Genomic DNA, 21,736 nt, shown 5'->3' on the forward strand with positions numbered 1-21,736 from the left:
ACTTTTTTGTAGGAAATGTAGGTTGTCTTTCCAGGCTTTTGTAGAAGTGCTTCTGGGGCGGCGTAGGATATTTAACTAGTGTAGGTTTTAAGTCCGATTATGATTTTGCCTACAATCCAGGCGTGCAGTTTTTATTCCTTATGTTAGTTGAACCTACCGTTGGAGGTTGCCACGCTGACAGTTTCTTTTTACCGCTCCCACAATAATTGAGGTGCCGTCTTATTCTTTAGTCAACTACCAAGCGAACAGACTGTCACTCGGCAATTTTGCCGTGGTGTTATTTATTTATGGCTTGTCTTGTAAAGAAAAATAAATACACCTGATAACTTTTTGTGACAGGTTGAATATGAAAAAAATTGTTGGATTGACTCTTGGTATCGCTTGCCTGGCCGCAACCCTCAATGCACAGGCTTCCACTACTGCCGAGCTGATCGTCAGGGGTACGATCAAACCGGCGGCGTGTAACCTCAGCATGACCGGCGGCGGCATTATCAACTACGGCGAAATTCCTTCGGGTCAACTGCTCCCGACGGCATTCAATCCGCTTGCGGAAAGGACTACCCCGCTGACCGTCAGTTGCGGTACCACGCCCGCCAAGTTCGGGCTGAAATTTGTCGACCTGCAGGCCGGCAGCAAGGTGCCTGGCATCCTGAATGCGCTTGGCGCGGGCTATACCGAGACGCATAACTTTGGCCTGGGCCTTGTGTCTGGCCGCAAGACCGGCGGTTTTGCCGTCACCCTGAAGGATCTCAGGGCTTCGGCCGTTGTGCTCAACCCCATCATGCGTATCGGCGCCGGTGCCTGGCAGAACAGTGACGGAAAAGTCGCGCAGTCGCCTACCCAATACTCCTGGCGATCCGGCGTCACTGCCGTTCCCGCTCCGGTCGCACAACTGACCGGGACTATCGCTGTCAGGGCGGTGATCAATAAAGGCCAGGATCTGGACCTGAGTCGCGACATTACCCTGGATGGGCGCGCGACACTTGAACTGAGCTACATCTAAGCGACTGGAATACAGCCGATCAGGAAACTGACTCGTTTCTTGTCGGCTGTTTCTAAGTGGATTTCAGTTTATCAATTGTCACTTCCCTGTCGTGGAGCGTACTGAGTGCCCAGTCTTTCAGTAGTAAGTCATTCGTGGTTGTTATATGCAGGGTTGTTCTTGTGTTTTATCGGCGTTGCAACTGCGGACGGTATGTTGCCGGAAACTACAGTGGTTGTGCTTTATGAAGCGCAGGGCGAAGCCACCATCAATATAAAAAATACCGATGCGACGCCGGCGCTGCTGCATTCGGTCATTGAAAACATACCGGAAGATCCTGAGCCGCTATTGATTGTTACACCGCCCATTACGCGTGTGGAGGCCGGTGAGACTCAGTTGGTGCGTTTCATCAGTACCCTTGAGGCGCCACTCCAGGCCCAGCGGCTGAAGCGAGTGACCTTCGAGGGGATTCCCCAGGCACGTGCGGCGGGTGGTGCGACCATTGGTATCACCCTGCGGCAGAATTTACCGCTGATCCTGCATCCGCGAGACCTGCCGGTACATCAAACTCCTTGGGAACTGCTGAAGTGGGTACAGGCGGGGGAGCGCCTCACCGTTCACAACGACAGCCTTTATGTGGTGCGCCTTGCGCCGGAGGTGCAATTACTGCCACGAAGGTCTGCGGCTACTTTGCCACGGACCTACATTTTGCCGGGTGAAACCCTGACGGTGAGGGTTGACGGCGGGCTAGAGGGCTTGACTGAGGTCGAGATTCAACCGGCCACGGTCTATGGGTTTTCGGCGGACAGCTATCGGGCCCCTATCAATGTCAGTGGGGTTGATTGACCCATGACATCGAGTAACAGACTTGTCGCATCGTTATGGCCCAGGCGACCCAGCCTGTTTGTGGGGGTTGCGACGCTATGGAGCTTGCCCGGCCTCGTCCCCGCACTGGAGCTGGGGGAAGGTTTCGACTTGGCGGCGCTGACCACGCACGGTATTGATCCGAAGGTTTCCGACTACTTTCGCAGTGCCGCGCGTTTTCGCGAAGGTGTGCATGGGGTGGGATTGCGGATCAATGGAAACCCGCTTGGGTTGGTGGATGCGCAGTTCGACGCACAAGGGCAGCTGTGTTTTACCCCGGGCTTGCTGGATAAAGCAGGCTTGGTGAAGCCCGCCGGTCTTGTCCGTGAAGGCGACGCCTCGAGTGCGGCCTGCCATGATTTCCTTGGCGCCTTCCCGACGACGATGGTACGGCTTCGGCCCGGCAGCAATGAAGTGGCGCTGGTGGTACCCACTCAATCACTGCGTGAGCCGCAATGGGAAGCCGCAGACTTTTCCCGAGGCGGCGCCGCGGCGTTGTTCAACTATGACGTGCAGGGGTTTGACAGCCGCTCGCGCAGCGGGCCGAGCCGATTCGTTTCGGCCTATACCGAGGCAGGTTTCAACTTGGGCGATTGGATTGTTCGCAGTCGTCAATTCTATGTATCCGACAACGGGAACGCCCGAACCGAGCATCTCTATGCTTACGCCCAGCGGGACATCGCTGCACTGCAGTCGACTTTCCAGGCCGGCCAGATTTCCACGAATAACCCGCTGTTTGGCGGTATCCAGTTATCGGGTGTGCAGTTTTCTCCTGATGGCCAGTCGCGAGCGCCGGCAGGCAGCAACAACGCCGTGGTGGAGGGGCTGGCCCAAAGCCAGTCGCGAATTGAGGTGCGTCAGTCGGGCGTCTTGATCCACAGCACGCTGGTGCCTGAAGGGCCTTTCAGGCTTACGGGCTTGCCTCTGCTCAACGGTACCAGCGACCTGGAGGTCAGCGTCATCGATGTGCGTGGCGCCAAGCGCAACTTCGTGGTGCCCGCGGCCTCTTTCGCGGGAGCTGCCCCGGCTGCGCCCGGTTACTATTTTTCCCTCGGCAAGATACGGGATAACACGCTGGATGAGGCGCCATCACCCGTCGTCGCCATGGGCAGTGGCACTTGGGGTTTGGGGCGCGATTCGTCAGCCGGGTTCGGTGTGTTGGGCACCGCTGAATACGGGGCGGCCGGCGGTACGCTGAGCAGTGTATTTTTCCAGCGGGTTTCCGTCGGGGCACGTCATAACCTGTCCCGGGACAGTCGCAACGCGGTATCCGGCTCGCGCAGCAGCGTCACCGTAAGCAGCCCGGTGGCCGCCAACGTTGATCTCAACCTCAGTTCGACCCAGCAGACCCGGGGTTACCGCGAGGTCGTTGAAGCGGGCCGCCGAACCACGGCCGATGAGCTGGGGTCGCGCTTCAAGCATCAGTACACGGCGGGTGTGAGCTGGGTTGAACCTACGTTGGGAGTGTTCTCCCTGGGCTATACCCGCAGTGCTCAATTTGACGGGCAAACCGCCGAGCATGTGTTTGCTGCCTGGAACAAGTCGTTCCGCTACGCCGATGTGGCGTTGGTCGCTGATTCACAGGTGGGTGGCTCTCAGTCCCGCCATGACGCCGGGCGCGATGACCGCCGCCGTGAGCGTGACCTGGACAATGACTTGTCCGTGCGACTGCAGGTCAGCATGCCCCTGGGTGGCGAGCGCCGTGTAAACAGTTACGTCAGCCGGCGTGGGAATCAGGCCCGTGCCGGCACTGCGTTCAGTGAGCGGGTCAATGACTACGTGCGTTACGAGGTGGGCACCGAGCGTGACCTCAGTAATCGGGAGCAGTCGGTTCGTGGCCAGGTGGACCTGACGCCCCGTTATACCCGACTCGGTCTGGGTGTCAGCCGAGATGCCCAGGGCAGTAGCTATACAGGGCAGTTGCAAGGAGGCGTCGTGGCCCACGCCGGCGGGCTGACATTCTCGCCTTACACCGTGCAGGACACGTTTGGGATCGCCTCGGTGGGCGACATCGGCGCTGCAAGAATCGACACCCCGCAGGGGCCGGTGTGGACCGATTTCAAAGGGCAGGCGGTGATCCCTGGCTTGCCCGCGTACACCAGCAGCCGTCTTGAAGTTCAGACCCGGTCCTTGCCCAAGCGTGTTGACTTGAAGAACGGCACCCAGGTGCTCGCGGCCGGGCGAGGGTCGGTCAATACCGTGGCGTTCGAGGTGGTCAAAGTGCGCCGCGTCCTGCTGACTGCCAGTGACTCACAAGGTCGACCTCTGCCCCAGGGGGCTGCGGTCTTCGACAAGCACAATCGTTTTCTGACCAGTGTGGTGGGAGAGGGCATGATTTTCCTGAACGACCTTAACGACGCGCAAGATTTGCGGGTTTCCTTGTCGGACTCTTCCTCGTGTGTGTTGGACCTTGCCGTAAATGCCCAGCCCGACAATGACAAGTTCTACGAGACAGCCTCGGCGGTGTGCCATGGCCGTTAAGCTGAAATGCATGGGGCTTGCACTGTTCTGCACGGTATCGGTGGCCCAGGGCGTTCGAGCAGAAAACTGTCGGCTCTCGCTGAGCCAGTCGCGCATCGACTATGGCGTTGTTCACCGCGAGGCGTTGCGCGAAAGCCCGACGGTGACGCTCGGTTCGCGCACGCTGCACTTGAGCGTGCTGTGTGCAGAGCCTTCGGCCATCGCGTTGCGATTCATTGGCGCGGCAGATGGGCGAGGTTTCCGGTTCGGGCAACAGGGGCGCCTGCGGCTGAGTCTCAAGCATGCCCTGATGGATGGGCGCGCCGTCGATTGGGGGCTGGCACACCTGCCCGGTGAGGCCACTCGCGGGCAGTTGTTACCGGGCCAGGTCCTGGTGGCACGAGCGTTGGGCAAAAGGCTGACGGCCCAGGTCGATGTCGACACTGACCTGCCTGCCGATGCCTTTGAGGTGCGCTATCAGACGGTACTGGAAAGCCAGGGCAGTTTCGAACTGGTCAGTCCGGCTGTTCCACTGAGCCGATGAAATTGGCGAACTCCGGGGTTTGCGGGTTGGCAAACAACACCTTGGGATCGCCCACTTCATGCACTTTGCCCTGGTGCATGAACACCAGCTTGTCGCCGACTTCCCGGGCAAAGCGCATTTCGTGGGTCACCATGATCAAGGTCATGCCGTCCTTGGCCAGTTGGCGCACGACGCTGAGTACTTCATTGACCAGCTCCGGGTCGAGGGCCGAGGTGATCTCATCACACAGCAACACTTTGGGCGACATGGCCAGGGCACGGGCAATCGCTACTCGCTGTTGTTGGCCACCAGAGAGGCGATCGGGGAATGCGTCGAATTTTTCCCCAAGGCCGACCCGCTCCAGCATCTGGCGGGCCAGTTGTGCCGCCTTGGCCTTGGGCACTTTCTGCACCACCTGGGGTGCCAGCATCACATTCTCACCGACCGTCAGGTGCGGGAACAGGTTGAATTGCTGGAACACCATGCCGACTTTCTGTCGCAGGCTGCGCAGGTCGGCGCGGGCGGCGTCCAGGTACTCGCCATCGACTTCGATCACGCCATCGTTAATCGACTCCAGACCATTGAGGGTGCGCAGCAGGGTGGATTTACCCGAGCCGCTGCGGCCGATGATGGCTACCACTTGGCCTTCATCCACCGTCAGGTCGATGCCCTTGAGTACATGATGGTCGCCGTAATACTTATGCAGGGCGGAAATTCTAAGCAGAGGCATGCAGTCTCCTTTCCAGGTAGCGCGCACTGAGGGACAAGGGGTAGCAGAGCAAAAAGTAACCAAGGGCCACCAGGCCATAGACCATGAAGGGCTCGAAGGTGGCGTTGGCGAGCATGCCGCCGGTCTTGGTCAATTCGGTGAAGCCGATGATCGAAGTCACGGCGGTGCCTTTGACCACTTGCACCGAGAAACCCACGGTGGGGGCCACTGCAATGCGCAGGGCCTGGGGCAGAATCACGTAGCGCAGTTGTTCAAGCGGGTTCAGCGCCAGGCTGGCCGACGCTTCCCACTGCCCATGGGCGATGGAGTCGACGCAGCCGCGCCAGATTTCAGCGAGGTAGGCGCTGGTGAACAGGGTCAGGGCAATCGCCGCCGCCAGCCACGGTGAGATATCCACCCCGAGCAGGGCGATGCCGAAAAACACCAGGAACAGTTGCATCAGCAGCGGCGTGCCCTGAAACAGTTCGATGTAGGTACGGGCGACATTGCGCGGGAAGGCCTTGCGGCTGATACGCATCGTCATGACCAGCAGGCCGATCACGCCGCCGCCGATGAATGCCACCAGCGACAATATCAAGGTCCACTGCAGGCCGGTGGCCAGGTTGCGCACGATATCCCAGAAGGAAAAATCACTCATCGGCTGTTCCTCATCACAAATCGGCGACCGATCCAGTTGAGCAACTGACGAATCATCAGTGCCATGCACAGGTAGACCAAGGTGGTCAGGGCATAGGTTTCAAAGGCTCGGAAGTTGCGCGACTGGATAAAGTTGGCGGCAAAGCTGAGTTCCTCCGTGGCGATCTGCGAACACACCGCCGAACCGAGCATCACGATAATGATCTGGCTGCTCAGGGCCGGCCAGACTTTGCCCAGCGCCGGCAGCAATACCACGTGGCGAAACGCTTCGAAGCGCGTCATTGCCAGCGCGGCGGCGGCTTCCAGTTGCCCGCGAGGGATGGCCTGGATACCGGCGCGGATGATCTCGGTTGAGTAAGCGCCCAGGTTGATCACCATTGCCAGCACGGCGGCTTGCCACTCGGTGATTTTCAGCCCCAGGGACGGCAGGCCGAAAAAGATGAAAAACAACTGCACCAGGAACGGCGTGTTGCGGATCAACTCGACATACACACCGAACAGCCAGGCAAATGGCTGAATCTTCCACGCCCGCGCCACGGCACCGACTGTGCCCAGGGCCACCCCCAGGATTGCGCCGATGGCTGTCAGCTCAAGGGTGAACAAGGCGCCACGCAACAGCAGATCGGTATTGGCCAGCACCGGCACAAAGTCGAATTGATAGGCCATGGATCAGCTCCGCTTCAGAGATCGGCAGGCAACGGCTCTTTGAGCCATTGCATCGCGTTCTTTTCCAGGCTGCCGTCAGCCTTGGCCGCGACCAGAATCTGATTGACCTTCTCCAGCAGGGCCGGCTCGTTTTTGTTCACCCCCACATACACCGGCGAGTCCTTGAGTTTCACCTTCAGCGCCGGTACGCGTTTCGGGTTGCGCTCGCTGATTGCCACCATCACCACGTTGCCGCTGGCGATCAGATCGACCTGGCCGGCAAGGTAAGCAGCGATGGTCGAGTTGTTGTCTTCGAAGCGTTTGATGGTGGCTTCCTTGGGCGCCACGGCGGTCAGCTCGATGTCTTCAATGGCGCCGCGGGTCACGCTGATGGTCTTGCCCTTGAGGTCGTCGGTGGTGCTGATGGGGGCGTCAGGCGGGCCGAACACGGCCAGGTAGAACGGCGCGTAGGCCTTGGAGAAATCGATGACTTTTTCTCGCTCGGGGTTCTTGCCCAGGCTGGAAATCACCAGGTCGACCTTGCCGGTGGTGAGAAACGGGATGCGGTTGGTGCTGTTGACCGGGGTCAGCTCCAGCTTGACCTTGAGCTGGTCGGCCACCAGCTTGGCGGTATCAATGTCCAGGCCGCGAGGCTTCATATCGGGGCCGACCGAGCCGAAGGGGGGGAAATCCTGGGGTACGGCGACCTTGAGGGTGCCGCGGGCAACGATATCGTCCAGACCGTTGGCCTGGGCGGGTGCCTGGCCCAGCATCAGGCTGGCAAACAAGGCAGTGAGCAGGGCGCTGTAGCGCTTGGTCATGGCAACTCTCCGGAAGATACGGGGGAATGTTCTGTCTGGAGCTATTGCACGGCCCATGCCATGACACTGCCAATGCTCTGGAACGCTGGAGTTTGTTGAGTCTTGTGGTCTTACTGGTCTGAACAGTCGGCTGGCGTTTCGCACCCTTTTCGAGCGCTGCCAAAACCGCGCGAGCCCCTTTGGGGCGTGGCTTGCCGAGGGCTGCGAATAGCTTTACAACTAGCTGCTCAGCTCTCTGGAACCTTGAGTCTTCTATGAATTCCATCGCCCAAGCCGTACCGGAAGCGGCCCTGCAGGCCATCCGTAAACTGATCAAGGAGCAGGGCTTCGCCGCCGGTGATGCGCTGCCGTCCCAACGCGACCTGGCGGTGCAGTTGGGCGTGAGCCGAGCCTCGTTGCGTGAGGCGTTGTCATCCTTGAGTGCCTTGGGCGTGGTCAGTGTGCAGCCAGGTAAAGGCGTGTTCGTTCAAGAGGTACAGGAGACCCCGGGGTTTGCCTGGCCCTTCGCCGCCCAGGCCACGCCGTTGGATATCTTCCAATTGCGCTATGCCCTTGAAGGGTTTGCCGCGGGGTTGGCGGCGGTCATGTTGACGATTGATGAACTGGACACGTTGGAAGATAACCTTGAGGCGATGCGCAAGGTGCTCAAGGCGGGAGACTTTGAAGCCGCCGCCCGGCTGGACTTCGAATTCCATCAACGCATCTTGCTGGCCAGTGGTAATCAGGCGATGGTGAGCATCCTGAGCGCCAGCGCCGACGTGTTCCTGGAAAGCCAGAAACTACCGTTCATCCGGCCGGAGCGTGCCATGGAAACCTGGCAGGAGCACCGCAGGATCCTGCGTGCCCTGGCGCGGCGCGCCAGTGCGGCGGCGCAGAAAAGCATGCAGGAGCACGTGCGCAACGCGGCGTTGCGTACCGGTATCGCCTTCGTCACCCCGGTAGCGCCGTGAGTTGGGCTATACCCAAACTCATGCGCCGTCATAGGAAGACTCAATCAGAGGCGGCTTCCTGAACGGGGGAAGGGCGGCTATGATGGGCAACGTTTTTTTTGCTTACAATCCGGAGACATCCATGAGCAACGATCTTATCAAGCACGTCACCGACGCGACCTTTGAGGCCGAAGTACTCAAGGCTCAAGGCCCGGTGCTGGTTGACTACTGGGCTGAATGGTGCGGCCCTTGCAAAATGATCGCTCCGGTCCTGGACGACATTGCAACCACTTACGAAGGCAAGTTGACCATTGCCAAGCTGAACATCGACGACAACCAGGAAACCCCGGCCAAGCATGGCGTACGTGGTATCCCGACCCTGATGCTGTTCAAGGACGGTGAGGTTGCGGCTACTAAAGTGGGCGCGCTGTCGAAGTCCCAGTTGCAAGCTTTCCTCGACGCAAACATCTAAGCGTCGTGAAAAAAGCCCCGCAAATCGCGGGGCTTTTTCGTTAAACAGGGCTAGACGCTCCGAAACTCAGGTGGTACATTCGGCCCCGCACTGGTTTCTCCACTGCCCCCTGCAAGCCGTCGCCGACGCATTCCTTTTCGATTAGTACGCGATCCTGTCGCCTTCTCTGCGGCGCGGCCTCATTAAGCCAAAAGCTTAATTTCCCCCCTCCATAAATGATTACGTCATTCCTATATGAATCTGACTGAACTCAAGCAAAAGCCGATTACCGAACTGCTCGAATTGGCCGAACAGATGGGCATAGAAAATATGGCCCGTTCGCGCAAGCAGGACGTGATTTTCTCCCTGCTGAAAAAGCACGCGAAAAGCGGCGAGGAAATCTCCGGTGATGGCGTGCTGGAGATTCTCCAGGACGGCTTCGGCTTCCTCCGCTCTGCAGACGCTTCCTATCTCGCCGGCCCTGACGATATTTATGTCTCGCCGAGCCAGATCCGTCGCTTCAACTTGCGTACCGGTGACACCATCGTTGGCAAGATCCGTCCTCCGAAGGAAGGCGAGCGTTATTTCGCCCTGCTCAAGGTCGACACGATCAACTTCGATCGTCCCGAGAACGCGAAAAACAAGATTCTCTTCGAGAACCTGACCCCGCTGTTCCCGACTGTGCGCATGAAGATGGAGGCCGGTAACGGCTCCACCGAAGACTTGACCGGTCGTGTAATCGACCTGTGCGCCCCGATCGGCAAAGGCCAGCGTGGTCTGATCGTCGCACCGCCGAAAGCCGGTAAGACCATCATGCTGCAGAACATTGCAGCGAACATCGCACGTAACAATCCTGAAGTTCATCTGATCGTGCTGTTGATCGATGAGCGTCCGGAAGAAGTGACTGAAATGCAGCGCACCGTGCGCGGCGAAGTGGTCGCCTCGACGTTCGATGAGCCGCCAACCCGCCACGTGCAGGTTGCCGAAATGGTGATCGAGAAGGCCAAGCGCCTGGTTGAACACAAGAAAGACGTGGTGATCCTGCTCGACTCCATCACCCGTCTGGCCCGTGCCTACAACACTGTGATCCCAAGCTCCGGCAAAGTATTGACCGGTGGTGTCGATGCCCACGCCCTGGAGAAACCGAAACGTTTCTTCGGCGCTGCGCGGAACATCGAAGAAGGCGGCTCGCTGACCATTATCGCCACCGCGCTGGTTGAAACCGGCTCGAAGATGGACGAAGTGATCTACGAAGAGTTCAAGGGTACCGGCAACATGGAACTGCCCCTGGACCGTCGTATTGCCGAGAAACGTGTGTTCCCGGCGATCAACATCAACCGTTCCGGCACCCGCCGTGAAGAGTTGCTGACCGCCGACGACGAACTGCAACGCATGTGGATTCTGCGCAAGTTGCTGCACCCGATGGACGAAGTCGCCGCCATCGAGTTCCTGGTCGACAAGCTGAAAACCACCAAGACCAACGACGAGTTCTTCTTGTCGATGAAGCGTAAGTAATACGACGTTTCAGGTCTGAAAGAATGGCGCCCCCAGGGGCGCCTTTTTTTTATCGAGAAAGGGAGCTTTTCATCGTGAACGTGTCAGTTAAGAAACAAAAAAATCTCTTTCATTGTTAATCTTTGTACTTTTTACCTGACTGGCTCACTGATTTATGACCACCCTTGCTTATCGACGAGACATTGACGGGTTACGTGCCATCGCAGTGCTTGCGGTCGTGCTGTTTCATTTCGGCGTGCCGGGCTTCACTGGCGGCTTTGTCGGCGTTGATGTTTTCTTTGTGATTTCCGGTTATCTGATCACTACGATCATTTGGCGCGAGCGTGAAGCCGGGCGTTTCAGCTTTGTGGATTTTTGGGCCCGGCGCGCCCGACGTATCCTGCCGGCGCTGTGCGTGATGATGCTGACGGCAGTGGTTGTGGGCTGGTTCCTGCTGGCGCCCAAGGACTACGAGGAACTGGGGCGTTCGATTCACAACCAGGTAATTTTCATCTCAAACCTGTTTTTCATGCGCCAGGATGGCTACTTCGATGTAGCGTCCGATATGAAGCCCATGCTGCATACGTGGTCGCTGTCGGTTGAAGAACAGTTCTACATTGTTTTTCCGCTGTTACTGACGTTGCTCTCGAGTCAGGTAAAGCGCTGGCGCATGGCTTTGTTGGTCCTGGCGCTGGCGTCCTTTGCCGCCTGTGTCTGGACACTGCCCCGTTATCCAGAAAAAGCTTTTTACCTGCTGCCCATGCGGGCCTGGGAGCTGCTGGCCGGATCCCTGCTGGCGGTGATGCCGCTGCGGGCATATCGAGCAAGCCCAATATTGGCTCAAGGTATCAGTCTTGCCAGCCTGGCCCTGATCCTGGTGGCGGTGTTCGGTTATGACGCCACCACGGATTTTCCGGGGGCTGCCGCGCTGTTGCCGGTATTGGGCGTGGTAGGGCTGATCTGGGCCAACGGCCAGCAAGTCACACTGGTCGGGCAATTGCTGGGCAGCCGGGTGATGGTGGGTATAGGGCTGATCTCCTACTCGTGGTACCTGTGGCATTGGCCTGTGCTGGTCTATGGCAAATACGCCAGCCTTGATGGTCTGGCGGCATGGGAACTTGGCGGATTGCTGGGTTTGAGTATGGTCTTGGGTTATATGTCCTGGCGTTTCGTCGAGGCGCCGTTTCGTGAGAAGCGGCTGTTGGCTGGGCGGCGCTCAATTCTGGTTGCGGCGGTTATCGGGTTGGTCGGCCTGGGGCTTGTCGGCAAAAGCATGACCTGGACGGACGGCGCGCCTTGGCGGCTATCGCCGCAGGCGTTGCAGTTCGCCCAGGCGCGGGTCTGGAGCCCTAAACTGATGAATTGCCTGTCGGATGACAAGAAAAACGATCATCGAGAGCTATGTCATTTTGGCCCGGACTCCACCAGCCGTGTTCTGGTCTGGGGCGACAGTCATGCTTCGGCCTTGATTCCCGCACTCAAGGATGGCGCAAGCAGGTACGGCTTGAGCATTACCCAGGCCGGGTATTCAGGTTGTACGCCGTTCTACCGCAAGGAAAGCACACCGGGATGCCAGGCGTTCAATCAGCGCGTCGCCAAAGTGCTGGAGCAGGGGGCGTTCAGCGACGTGGTTCTGGCCGCGCGCTGGAGCCTCTATGTCTATGGCGAACACTCCGGTGATACCGGCGCCTCGATTCACGACCCGGCGACCGGCAAGTATGACCGTGCTGTCGCCGAGCAGCTTTTTGCCGCTGCTGTGCGTGCACAAGTCCAGCGGCTGCGCGCCGGCGGCCATCGGGTGTGGTTGGTCAAAGAGGTGCCGCTGCTGCCCTTCAGCGCGCCTTATCGTCTGAGTCGCCTGGCAATGCTGGGGCGACCGACGGATAGAGAAGGCATGCCTGTCGCGGATCACCTCCAGCGTCAAGCCTATATCAATGATGTGTTCGAGCAGCTTGCCAAGGCGGACTCCGGTGTCATGTTGCTGGACCCGGCCTCCAGGCTGTGCGACGCCGGGGGATGGTGCGGCGTCGAACTTGAGGGGCATTCCTTGTACACCGACGACAATCACCTCTCGGATGTGGGCGCGCGGTTTGTCGAGGCGTTCCTCGAACCCTTGTTCAACGCGTCGCATGCCTCTGCCGTGACGGATAATGGCGTGCAATAAGCTGCCAGCCGCCCTCAGAGCAGGTAGGATGTACGCCTATTTTACGGGTGGCATGGTTAATGAAATTCAAGGATCTTCGGGATTTCGTGCAGCAACTTGAGCAGCGCGGAGAGTTGAGACGTATCCAGATGCCGATTTCGCCGGTGCTGGAAATGACTGAGATTTGCGACCGCACCTTGCGTAACAAGGGCCCGGCGCTGCTGTTCGAGAACCCGACCGGGTTTGATATCCCGGTGCTCGGCAACCTGTTCGGCACACCCGAGCGCGTGGCCTTTGGCATGGGCGCCGAGTCGGTCAGCGAGTTGCGCGAGATCGGCAAGCTGCTGGCCTTCCTCAAGGAGCCCGAGCCGCCGAAGGGCTTGAAGGATGCCTGGTCGAAGCTGCCGATCTTCCGCAAGATCATCGCCATGGCCCCTAAAGTGGTCAAGGACGCGGTCTGCCAGGAAGTGGTCATCGAAGGCGACGACGTCGACCTGGCCATGCTCCCGGTGCAGACCTGCTGGCCCGGCGATGTCGGCCCCCTGATCACCTGGGGCCTGACCGTCACCAAAGGCCCGAACAAGGAACGTCAGAACCTCGGCATCTACCGTCAGCAAGTGATTGGCCGTAACAAGGTCATCATGCGCTGGCTGAGCCATCGTGGCGGCGCCCTGGATTACCGTGAATGGTGCGAAAAACACCCGGGTAAACCGTTCCCTGTTTCCGTGGCCCTCGGCGCTGACCCGGCCACCATCCTGGGCGCCGTGACCCCGGTGCCTGACAGCTTGTCCGAATATGCGTTCGCCGGCCTGCTGCGCGGTAACCGTACCGAACTGGTGAAGTGCCGTGGCAATGACCTGCAAGTACCAGCCACCGCGGAAATCATCCTTGAAGGCGTGATTCATCCAGGCGAGATGGCCGATGAAGGCCCCTACGGCGACCACACCGGTTATTACAATGAAGTCGATAGCTTCCCGGTGTTCACCGTGGAGCGCATCACTCACCGGATCAAGCCGATCTACCACAGCACCTACACCGGCCGTCCGCCGGATGAGCCGGCCATTCTCGGCGTGGCATTGAACGAAGTGTTTGTCCCGATCCTGCAAAAGCAATTCCCGGAGATCACCGACTTCTACCTGCCGCCGGAAGGCTGTTCGTACCGCATGGCCGTTGTGACCATGAAGAAGTCATACCCAGGGCATGCCAAGCGGGTAATGCTGGGTGTATGGTCGTTTTTACGACAGTTCATGTACACCAAGTTCGTTATCGTCACCGACGACGACATCAATGCCCGCGACTGGAACGACGTGATCTGGGCCATCACCACGCGCATGGACCCCAAGCGCGACACGGTGATGATCGACAACACGCCGATCGACTATCTCGACTTCGCCTCGCCGGTATCGGGCCTGGGCTCGAAGATGGGGCTGGATGCCACCCACAAATGGCCGGGTGAGACCACCCGCGAGTGGGGCCGAGTAATCGTCAAGGATGAGGCCGTCACTGCCCGTGTCGATGCGATCTGGAAAGAATTGGGAATAGATTGATGCGTGTAACCCTGCAACCTTCCGGCGCCGTGCTGGAGCTGGTCCCTGGCGAGCGAATCCTCGAAGGCGCGCGCCGCCTCGGCTATGAGTGCCCTCAGGCCTGTCGCAATGGCGTGTGCCATGTGTGTGCGGCGCTGTTGGTGGAGGGCCGCGTGCGGCAGGCCGGTGAGGTGCGTGACCACGGTGAGTTCTACACGTGCATCGCAGAACCGCTGGAAGATTGCATTGTGTTGTGGGATGGCGTGCTGGCGCCGGGAGAGTTGCCGTTGCGCAAATTGTCGTGCCAGCTGAGCGAGTGCGTGGAGGTGGGCGGCGATGTATGGCGTGTACGCCTGCGTGCGCCGGCCGGTAAGGCGGTGCGTTACCACGCCGGCCAGTACCTGATGATCGAGCGGGAGAACGGCGAGAAATCGGCATTCTCCCTGGCTTCAGCGCCCCACGCCGGGCGCGATCTGGAGCTGCATGTACTGGCGCGCGAAGACAGTGCCCGCAACCTGCTGGACCAGTTGCAGCGTAACCAGATGGCTCGCGTCGAACTGCCATTTGGTGACACTCACTTGGCCGAATTGCCCGACGGGCCGCTGGTGTTGATCGCCGCCGGTACCGGCATGGCGCAGATGCACAGCCTGATCGAGCATTGCCGCGCCTCTGGCTTCAAGCACCCGGTACATCTCTATTGGGGCGTGCGCCGACCCGAAGACTTCTACGAAATCGAACACTGGCCACAGTGGCAGCAACTGCCCAACCTGTTCCTGCACAAAGTGGTCAGCGATCTATGCGGCTGGGAAGGGCGTTGCGGGTTGTTGCATGAAGCCGTGTGTGAAGACATTGCCGACCTCAAGGCCGTCCATGTCTACGCCAGCGGCTCTCCGGCCATGATCTATGGCACTTTGGATGCGCTGGTCGAGGCCGGCATGGATGCACACCAGATGCGTGCCGACGTATTTGCCTACGCACCTCGCCCTTAAAAACGCGCGCCGGCCGTGAGCATTGCGGCATTGAAACCCAGCAGCACGAACTCACTGGCCACCGGGCCGACATGCACGCCCACTGAGGGGATGATCGCCGGGGCCACGCCGAATCGGTTGAGCGGTATTTTATCGCGGTATTGGCCGCGATAACCCTGGAGTGCGCCCGCTGTCACCTTCACGTAGAGCGGTGATTGAGCAAGATCGTAGCGCTTGCCGGCGTAGATATAGTAAGAGCGCTGACTGAACGAGTTACGAAACGTCGCTGCGCCATATACCCGCCCTGATGCTTCGTTACGCTCCAGGTTGATCAGATCCTGATGGTTATTGTGCTGTGGATCCGGTGAAAAATGCCGGGTGTACAGGCTGGTCTGTGCGTACCAGAAACCTTTTTCGTCTTCGCTGGCCAGCGTTGTGGCAGCCGGCGCCAATAGCAGCAGACCGGTAATAAGATATTTCATGGTTCGACCTCGGTAGTCGTTTGAAGGGGCGGCTAGGGTGGGTCGCTGAACGCCTACAGTTTGACGGTTGGCGTCCTGCGTGGCCTGAACCTGAGCTGACAATCAGGTCGCCTATGCTTATGCAATTTCGGTATTTTTTAAGTAAGAAATATCTTATTAAGCTATAAGCAACGGACTACCGACTTTCTGCCAATAACCAATAAATGACCGCCACCGCCCGCCAGCCGGATCGATCGTCAGAACTCAGAGCATTGAAGTTCCGAGTAGATTCCAAGGGGAGCGGTATGGGGAGCTACAAGACGTACAGGTTGTACACAGCACTTTTGTCGGCCAATTTGCTGACCGCTGTGGGATTTAATCCAGTCCACGCGGCCGAAGCCGCCGCTGAGGCACCGAAACTCGATACCGTGATCGTCACCGGCACCCGCGCCCAAGAGCGCACCGCCAGCGCATCGCTGTCGCCTGTCGATGTGATTTCCGGTGAAGCCCTGCGCAGCACCGGCTCCGATGAGTTGGGCGCGGTACTCGCACGGTTGATTCCATCGATCAACTTCCCCCGTCCGAGCCTGGTGGACGGTGCCGAACTGGTGCGCCCGGCACAGTTACGCGGCCTGTCGCCGGATCAAGTCCTGGTGCTGGTTAACGGAAAACGGCGGCATACCAGCGCTTTCGTCAATCTCGGCGGTGCCGTGGGGCGTGGTTCTGCGCCGGCGGATTTGAATGCGATCCCGCTGTCGGCGATAGACCATATCGAAGTGCTGCGCGATGGCGCGTCCGCCCGTTATGGCTCGGATGCGATTGCCGGGGTGATCAACGTAATCCTCAAGCACGCCGACCACGGCGGCTCGATCTCCAGCAAATTCGGCCAATACAAAAAAGGTGATGGCATCCAGCGCAACGTCAGTGGCAATACCGGGCTGGCGCTGGGCGATAACGGCTTTATCAATCTCTCGGGCGAAGGGGCCGACAACGATTACACCAACCGCGCCGGCCATGATTTTCGCCCCGCCAGCATAGGCTCCACGACCTATGGCCAACGAGTGTTCCGCCAGGGCGAACCGGCCACGGATGAAGGCAAGTTCCAGTTCAACGGCGAATATGCGTTCAGCGATGCGGCCGAACTCTATAGCTTTGGCGGCTACAGCAAGCGGCGCGGCGAGACGGCTGCGTTTTACCGGGCGAGCAATGCGTCCAACAACATTGCGGCGCTCAACCCTAATGGCTACCTGCCGTTGATCAAAGGCAACCTGGAAGATACCTCACTGGTCGTGGGCTTGCGCGGCTTGCTGGCCTATGACTGGCATTACGACCTGTCGGCCAACTACGGCAAGAACCAATACGAGTTGGGGACCGAAACCATCAACACCTCCCTTGGCCTGGCCACGCCGCGCAAATTCAACAACGGCACCCTGAGCAACGACCAGCGCCAAGTCAGCCTGGACCTGTCGCGTGAGTTCGACGTGGGGTTCTTGCCCTATCCTGTCTCGGTGGCCTTGGGTGGCGAATACCTGCGCCAGGGTTATCAAATCGAAGCGGGCGAGCCGGCGTCCTACTATCAGACCGGCAGTTCGGGATTAGGTGGGTTCCGCGATGCCGACGCCGGCAGCACCTCTCGTCATAACTGGGCGCAATACCTGGACCTGGAAACCAATTTCACCGAAAAACTCAGCGCCTCGGCCGCCGTGCGGCATGAGGACTACAGCGATTTCGGCTCCAACGTCAGCGGTTCGCTGTCGGCCCGCTATGACTTCACCCCGCAAGTGGCCTTGCGCGGCAGCGTTTCCAACGGTTTCCGCGCGCCGTCCCTGGCCCAACAGAACTTTGCCTACACCTCGTCGCAACTGATCGGCAGCACTGTCCAGGAGGCCGGCACCTTTCCGGCCAGCAGCCAAGTCGCCCGCTTGCTCGGTGCTGAAGACCTGAAGCCCGAGAAATCGCGCAACTACAGTCTCGGCCTGGTGCTGGAGCCGACCGATGACCTGACCGTGACGCTCGACGTCTACCGCATCGATATCCGCGACCGCATCAGTCTGTCCTCCAACCTCAACCTGAACCCGGCGACCATCGCGTACCTGCAAGCCAACGGTGTCGGCAACATCAACTACACCAGCGCCCGTTACTTCACCAATGCCACTGACACCAGCACCGACGGCGTCGACCTGGTGGCCAACTATCGCTACCTGTTCGATAACGGCATTCGTTGGAACAGCACCGTCGGCTACAACTACAACCACACCCAGGTTACTGACGTGAAAGCCAACCCGGCGATCCTGGACAGCCTGGGAGCCAACCTGGTGCGGGTTGATCGTCGTGAGCGCATCGGTTTGCTCGGCGATACCACACCGCAGCACAAGTTGAGCCTGGGCAACGATTTCACCTATGGCAACTGGGCACTGCACAGCAACCTGGTGCGCTATGGCGAGTTCACCAGTTACCAGGCGGACAAGGTCAACGACCAGACCTTCAAGGCCGCCTGGGTGCTCGACCTTTCGGCGGACTACAAGTTGAAGAACTGGACCTTCACCCTGGGCGGCGACAACATCACCGACAAATACCCGGAGAAAGTCAATGCATACGCCAGCAGCGGCGGCAATCTCGCCTACAGCACTTTTTCGCCGTACGGTTACAGCGGCGCGTTTTATTACGGTAAAGTTGCTTACAACTGGTAATACACAGGGGGCGCACTGTTTTTCGCCATGACCGCCATTGAAACCGATCTTTTGCAATTGGCTTACCCTCCGCGGCTCGATCTGGGGCCGCAACTGACTCACGAACAATTGATGAGCTCCATGCAGGCCACTATGGCTCGGCATAAGGGAGGGCCGGTCTGGCTATTTGCTTATGGTTCGCTGATCTGGCGTCCTGAATGTTCGTCGACCGAGCGGGTGCGGGCGCGAGTCCACGGTTATCACCGCGGCCTGTACCTGTGGTCTCACGAGCACCGTGGCACGCCGGAATTGCCGGGGTTGGTGTTTGGCCTGGATCGCGGGGGTTCCTGCAGCGGGTTTGCCTACCGTTTGCCGGAAGACCAACTGGAAGCCTCGTTGTACGCCTTATGGCAGCGCGAAATGCCTTACCCCTCGTACCGGCCGCACTGGCTCAGTTGCCGCCTGGAAGATGGCAAGCAGGTGCAGGCGCTGGGGTTTGTGTTGGAGCGGCATTTACCCAGCTATGCCGGAAACTTGCCGGATATCGTACTCAATCATGTGCTGCAAAGCGCTTGCGGGCGTTACGGCACTACTCGCGATTATGTCGAGCAGACCGTGAACGCCCTGCGTAGCCACGCCATGCCAGATAAGAATCTGGAGGCGCGGCTCAAGCGTTGTACCAAGGATTGCTCAAGCGGTAGCTGATCGCGCTTCGCTGACGCTGTTGGTATGCCACAGCGTAGGAACCAGGAACGCGATGGCCAGCAGGCACGCGCCTACCAACAACACAAACCCACCGTTCCAGCCGAAATGGTCGACGGTGTAGCCCATGGCCGCGCTCGCCGCCACCGAGCCCCCCAGGTAACCGAACAGCCCGGTGAAACCCGCAGCGGTTCCCGCAGCTTTCTTCGGCGCCAGTTCGAGCGCCTGCAGGCCGATCAGCATGACCGGGCCGTAGATCAGGAAACCGATGGAAAACAGCGCGATCATATCGATGGTCGGGTTGCCCGCTGGGTTGAGCCAGTAAACCAGGGTCGCCACGGTCACCAGCGCCATGAACACCACGCCGGTCAGGCCACGATTGCCACGGAAGATCTTGTCCGACATCCAGCCGCACAGCAGAGTACCGGGAATACCGGCCCACTCGTAGAAGAAGTACGCCCACGAGGTTTTGTCCACGTCGAAGTGCTTGGCTTCCTTGAGGTACGTCGGTGCCCAGTCCAATACGCCGTAGCGCAGCAGGTAGACAAACACGTTGGCGAAGGCGATGTACCACAGCATTTTGTTGCGCAGCACGTATTTGACGAAGATTTCCTTGGCGCTGAACTCTTCTTCGTGGCTGGCGCTGTAGCCTTCCGGGTAATCGTTCTTGTATTGCTCGATCGGTGGCAGGCCCACCGATTGCGGCGTGTCGCGCATGGTAATGAAGGCAAAGGCCGCCACCAGCAATGCCACGGTGGCCGGGACGTAGAACGCCGCGTGCCAGTCATTGAACCAGGCCATGCCCAGCAGGAACAGCGGGCCGATCAAACCGCCGCCGACGTTATGCGCCACGTTCCATACCGATACCACGCCGCCGCGTTCTTTCTGCGACCACCAGTGCACCATGGTCCGGCCACTGGGTGGCCAGCCCATGCCCTGGGCCCAGCCGTTGATGAACAGCAAAATGAACATCATGGTCACGCTGGACGTTGCCCAAGGTGCGAAACCGAAAATGAACATCACCCCCGCTGAGACCAGCAGGCCGAAGGTCAGGAAGTAGCGGGGGTTGGAGCGGTCGGACACCAGGCCCATCAGGAACTTGGACAGACCGTAGGCAATCGCGATCGCCGACATCGCCAGGCCCAGTTCGCCACGGGTGTAACCCTCGTCGATCAGGTAGGGCATGGCCAGCGAGAAGTTTTTACGCAGCAGGTAGTACCCGGCGTAACCGAAGAAGATACCGGCGAAGATCTGCCAGCGCAGCCGTCGGTAGGTACTGTCTATTTTTTCTTCAGGCAGGGGTGCCTGGTGTGCGGCAGGACGAAAGAAAGCAAACATTCAAGAGCTCCAAATTTCTTGTTTTGACTGCGGATGCGAATGTTACAGTTTCGTTACCGAAAATAGCATCGCCTCTTATCTGCAAACACAGGAAAACGGAGCGATTGCATGTTCTCTTACGAACATGTCGCTAATAGATAAGCGTGGGTCGTAATCTGCTTCTTAGCAATAATACAGATCAAAATGTGGGAGGGGGCTTGCCCCCGATAACGGTGGGTCAGTCAATAAATACAGTGACTGACACCCTGCTATCGGGAGCAAGCCCCCTCCCACATTTGCCCGCATTTCAAGTTGATTAGCGGGTTTGGACGACCACTTTGCCCACTGCCTTGCGCTGCCCCAAGTCATTGATCGCCTGAGCCGCTTGCTCCAGCGGGTACACCTGCGACACCAACGGCTTCAACTTGCCCTCGCCATGCCAGGTGAACAATTGCTGGAAGTTCGCCGCATTGTCCTGTGGCTGGCGCTGGGCGAACGAGCCCCAGAACACCCCGACCACGGCCGCGCCCTTGAGCAGGGCCAGGTTCACCGGCAGTTCGGGAATGCGCCCACTGGCAAAACCCACCACCAGCAGGCGGCCGTTCCAGGCAATCGAGCGAATGGCCTGATCAAATAGATCGCCGCCCACCGGGTCGTAAATCACATCGACGCCGTTACCGTTGGTCAGGCGTTTGATTTCTTCCTTGAGGCTCGCCTCGCTGTAGTTGATCAGCTCATCGGCGCCGGCGGCCTTGGCCACGGCCAGTTTATCGGCGCTGCTGGCGGCGGCGATCACGCGGGCGCCCATGGCCTTGCCGATCTCCACGGCCGCCAGGCCCACGCCACCGGAGGCACCGAGCACCAGCAGGGTTTCACCGGGTTGCAGGTGGGCGCGTTGTTTCAGGGCGTGCATCGAGGTGCCGTAGGTCATGCTGAATGCGGCGGCGGTGTTGAAATCCATACTCGGTGGAATCGGCAGCACGTTGTAGCCCGGCACAGCGACCTGCTCGGCAAAGCTGCCCCAGCCCGTCAGCGCCATGACCCGGTCACCGACTTTCAAGTGGCTGACGTTTTCACCGACCGTACTGATGACGCCTGCCGCTTCGCCACCCGGCGAGAATGGGAAGGGCGGCTTGAACTGATATTTACCCTCGATGATCAAGGTGTCCGGAAAGTTCACCCCGGCAGCGTGCACGTCCAGCAGGACTTCGTTCTTCTTGAGCGCCGGGCTCTCGATCTCTTCCAGCACCAGGGTTTCGGCGGGGCCGAAGGCTTTGCACAGCACAGCTTTCATCGGACTATTCCTTTTGGCGTCGTGGCCGATAAGTGTAGGAGGGTACGCCGGTGGGTCAACGAGCATGCCCGGGCCTGATAAGCCGCCATAAGCTTGTGCTCAGCCTTGCTAGCGTTATGCT

Annotated in this window: 19 protein-coding genes; 12 read left to right on the forward strand and 7 right to left on the reverse strand. The window is 59.3% G+C overall.

The genetic code is table 11. From position 1 onward, the window contains the following. Window positions 1-346: 346 nt before the first annotated feature. The 4 genes from MJP36_RS03320 to MJP36_RS03335 all read left to right on the forward strand — a co-directional run bounded on the left by MJP36_RS03320 (window position 347) and on the right by MJP36_RS03335 (window position 4,850). Window positions 347-1,003: a DUF1120 domain-containing protein gene (locus MJP36_RS03320; protein WP_060753589.1), complete on the forward strand. Its 657-nt coding sequence runs from the start codon at window positions 347-349 to the stop codon at window positions 1,001-1,003. A 192-nt stretch (window positions 1,004-1,195) separates the two neighbouring features. Then, the gene (locus MJP36_RS03325; RefSeq protein WP_425226337.1) at window positions 1,196-1,828 is read left to right on the forward strand and encodes a fimbria/pilus chaperone family protein; all 633 of its coding nucleotides are present in this window, start codon (window positions 1,196-1,198) and stop codon (window positions 1,826-1,828) included. Between the two features lie 3 nt (window positions 1,829-1,831). Beyond that, window positions 1,832-4,327: a fimbria/pilus outer membrane usher protein gene (locus MJP36_RS03330; protein ID WP_244384877.1), complete on the forward strand. Its 2,496-nt coding sequence runs from the start codon at window positions 1,832-1,834 to the stop codon at window positions 4,325-4,327. Further along, a complete protein-coding gene (locus MJP36_RS03335; RefSeq protein WP_244384878.1) occupies window positions 4,317-4,850 on the forward strand; it encodes a DUF1120 domain-containing protein in 534 nt (177 codons plus the stop codon). The genes MJP36_RS03330 and MJP36_RS03335 overlap by 11 nt, the downstream gene beginning before the upstream one ends. Here MJP36_RS03335 and MJP36_RS03340 read toward each other — a convergent pair. The 4 genes from MJP36_RS03340 to MJP36_RS03355 are packed head-to-tail and all read right to left on the reverse strand — an operon-like array spanning window position 4,822 to window position 7,661. Continuing rightward, window positions 4,822-5,559, reverse strand: a complete 738-nt coding sequence (locus MJP36_RS03340; protein WP_060753585.1) for an amino acid ABC transporter ATP-binding protein — start codon at window positions 5,557-5,559, stop codon at window positions 4,822-4,824. The genes MJP36_RS03335 and MJP36_RS03340 overlap by 29 nt on opposite strands. Continuing rightward, entirely contained in the window at window positions 5,546-6,196 is a 651-nt protein-coding gene (locus tag MJP36_RS03345; protein WP_060753584.1) for an amino acid ABC transporter permease, read from the reverse strand. Before MJP36_RS03345 ends, MJP36_RS03340 begins: the two co-directional genes overlap by 14 nt. Continuing rightward, entirely contained in the window at window positions 6,193-6,861 is a 669-nt protein-coding gene (locus MJP36_RS03350) for an amino acid ABC transporter permease (protein ID WP_104994987.1), read from the reverse strand. The genes MJP36_RS03345 and MJP36_RS03350 overlap by 4 nt, the downstream gene beginning before the upstream one ends. A gap of 14 nt (window positions 6,862-6,875) precedes the next feature. Beyond that, window positions 6,876-7,661 (reverse strand): transporter substrate-binding domain-containing protein, encoded by a 786-nt coding sequence (locus MJP36_RS03355; protein ID WP_060753583.1) that lies wholly within the window; start codon window positions 7,659-7,661, stop codon window positions 6,876-6,878. A gap of 254 nt (window positions 7,662-7,915) precedes the next feature. On the opposite strand from MJP36_RS03355, the gene MJP36_RS03360 reads away from it, so the two are divergent. The 6 genes from MJP36_RS03360 (at window position 7,916) to MJP36_RS03385 (ending at window position 15,193) form a co-directional block, all read left to right on the forward strand. After that, window positions 7,916-8,611: a FadR/GntR family transcriptional regulator gene (locus tag MJP36_RS03360; protein WP_104994986.1), complete on the forward strand. Its 696-nt coding sequence runs from the start codon at window positions 7,916-7,918 to the stop codon at window positions 8,609-8,611. A gap of 121 nt (window positions 8,612-8,732) precedes the next feature. Then, window positions 8,733-9,062, forward strand: a complete 330-nt coding sequence (gene trxA / locus MJP36_RS03365) for a thioredoxin TrxA (protein ID WP_060753581.1) — start codon at window positions 8,733-8,735, stop codon at window positions 9,060-9,062. A 234-nt stretch (window positions 9,063-9,296) separates the two neighbouring features. Next, entirely contained in the window at window positions 9,297-10,556 is a 1,260-nt protein-coding gene (gene rho, locus MJP36_RS03370) for a transcription termination factor Rho (RefSeq protein WP_003206716.1), read from the forward strand. Between the two features lie 154 nt (window positions 10,557-10,710). Further along, window positions 10,711-12,699: an acyltransferase family protein gene (locus MJP36_RS03375; protein WP_244384879.1), complete on the forward strand. Its 1,989-nt coding sequence runs from the start codon at window positions 10,711-10,713 to the stop codon at window positions 12,697-12,699. 59 nt (window positions 12,700-12,758) lie between these two features. Then, window positions 12,759-14,225, forward strand: coding sequence for a 4-hydroxy-3-polyprenylbenzoate decarboxylase (gene ubiD / locus MJP36_RS03380; protein WP_244384880.1), 1,467 nt, complete (start codon window positions 12,759-12,761; stop codon window positions 14,223-14,225). Then, a complete protein-coding gene (locus MJP36_RS03385; RefSeq protein ID WP_060753578.1) occupies window positions 14,225-15,193 on the forward strand; it encodes a CDP-6-deoxy-delta-3,4-glucoseen reductase in 969 nt (322 codons plus the stop codon). The genes ubiD and MJP36_RS03385 overlap by 1 nt, the downstream gene beginning before the upstream one ends. Here MJP36_RS03385 and MJP36_RS03390 read toward each other — a convergent pair. Then, window positions 15,190-15,654, reverse strand: coding sequence for a sn-glycerol-3-phosphate transporter (locus MJP36_RS03390; protein WP_244384881.1), 465 nt, complete (start codon window positions 15,652-15,654; stop codon window positions 15,190-15,192). The genes MJP36_RS03385 and MJP36_RS03390 overlap by 4 nt on opposite strands. Window positions 15,655-15,938: 284 nt before the next feature. Here MJP36_RS03390 and MJP36_RS03395 point away from each other — a divergent pair, with 284 nt between their 5' ends. After that, on the forward strand, window positions 15,939-18,323 hold the full coding sequence (locus MJP36_RS03395) for a TonB-dependent receptor plug domain-containing protein (protein ID WP_244384882.1): 2,385 nt from the start codon (window positions 15,939-15,941) through the stop codon (window positions 18,321-18,323). Window positions 18,324-18,350: 27 nt separating this feature from the next. Next, complete coding sequence (locus tag MJP36_RS03400; RefSeq protein WP_244384883.1) at window positions 18,351-19,007, forward strand: gamma-glutamylcyclotransferase; 657 nt, start codon at window positions 18,351-18,353, stop codon at window positions 19,005-19,007. Here the strand turns inward: MJP36_RS03400 and glpT are convergent. Together glpT and MJP36_RS03410 are read right to left on the reverse strand one after the other, a co-directional pair. Continuing rightward, window positions 18,993-20,342, reverse strand: a complete 1,350-nt coding sequence (gene glpT, locus MJP36_RS03405; protein ID WP_060753574.1) for a glycerol-3-phosphate transporter — start codon at window positions 20,340-20,342, stop codon at window positions 18,993-18,995. The two genes, MJP36_RS03400 and glpT, sit on opposite strands and share 15 nt — an antisense overlap. A 295-nt stretch (window positions 20,343-20,637) precedes the next feature. Beyond that, window positions 20,638-21,615, reverse strand: coding sequence for an NADPH:quinone oxidoreductase family protein (locus tag MJP36_RS03410; protein WP_244384884.1), 978 nt, complete (start codon window positions 21,613-21,615; stop codon window positions 20,638-20,640). Window positions 21,616-21,736: the final 121 nt, after the last annotated feature.

Source organism: Pseudomonas palleroniana, from assembly GCF_022836895.1.
Classification (GTDB): domain Bacteria; phylum Pseudomonadota; class Gammaproteobacteria; order Pseudomonadales; family Pseudomonadaceae; genus Aquipseudomonas; species Aquipseudomonas palleroniana.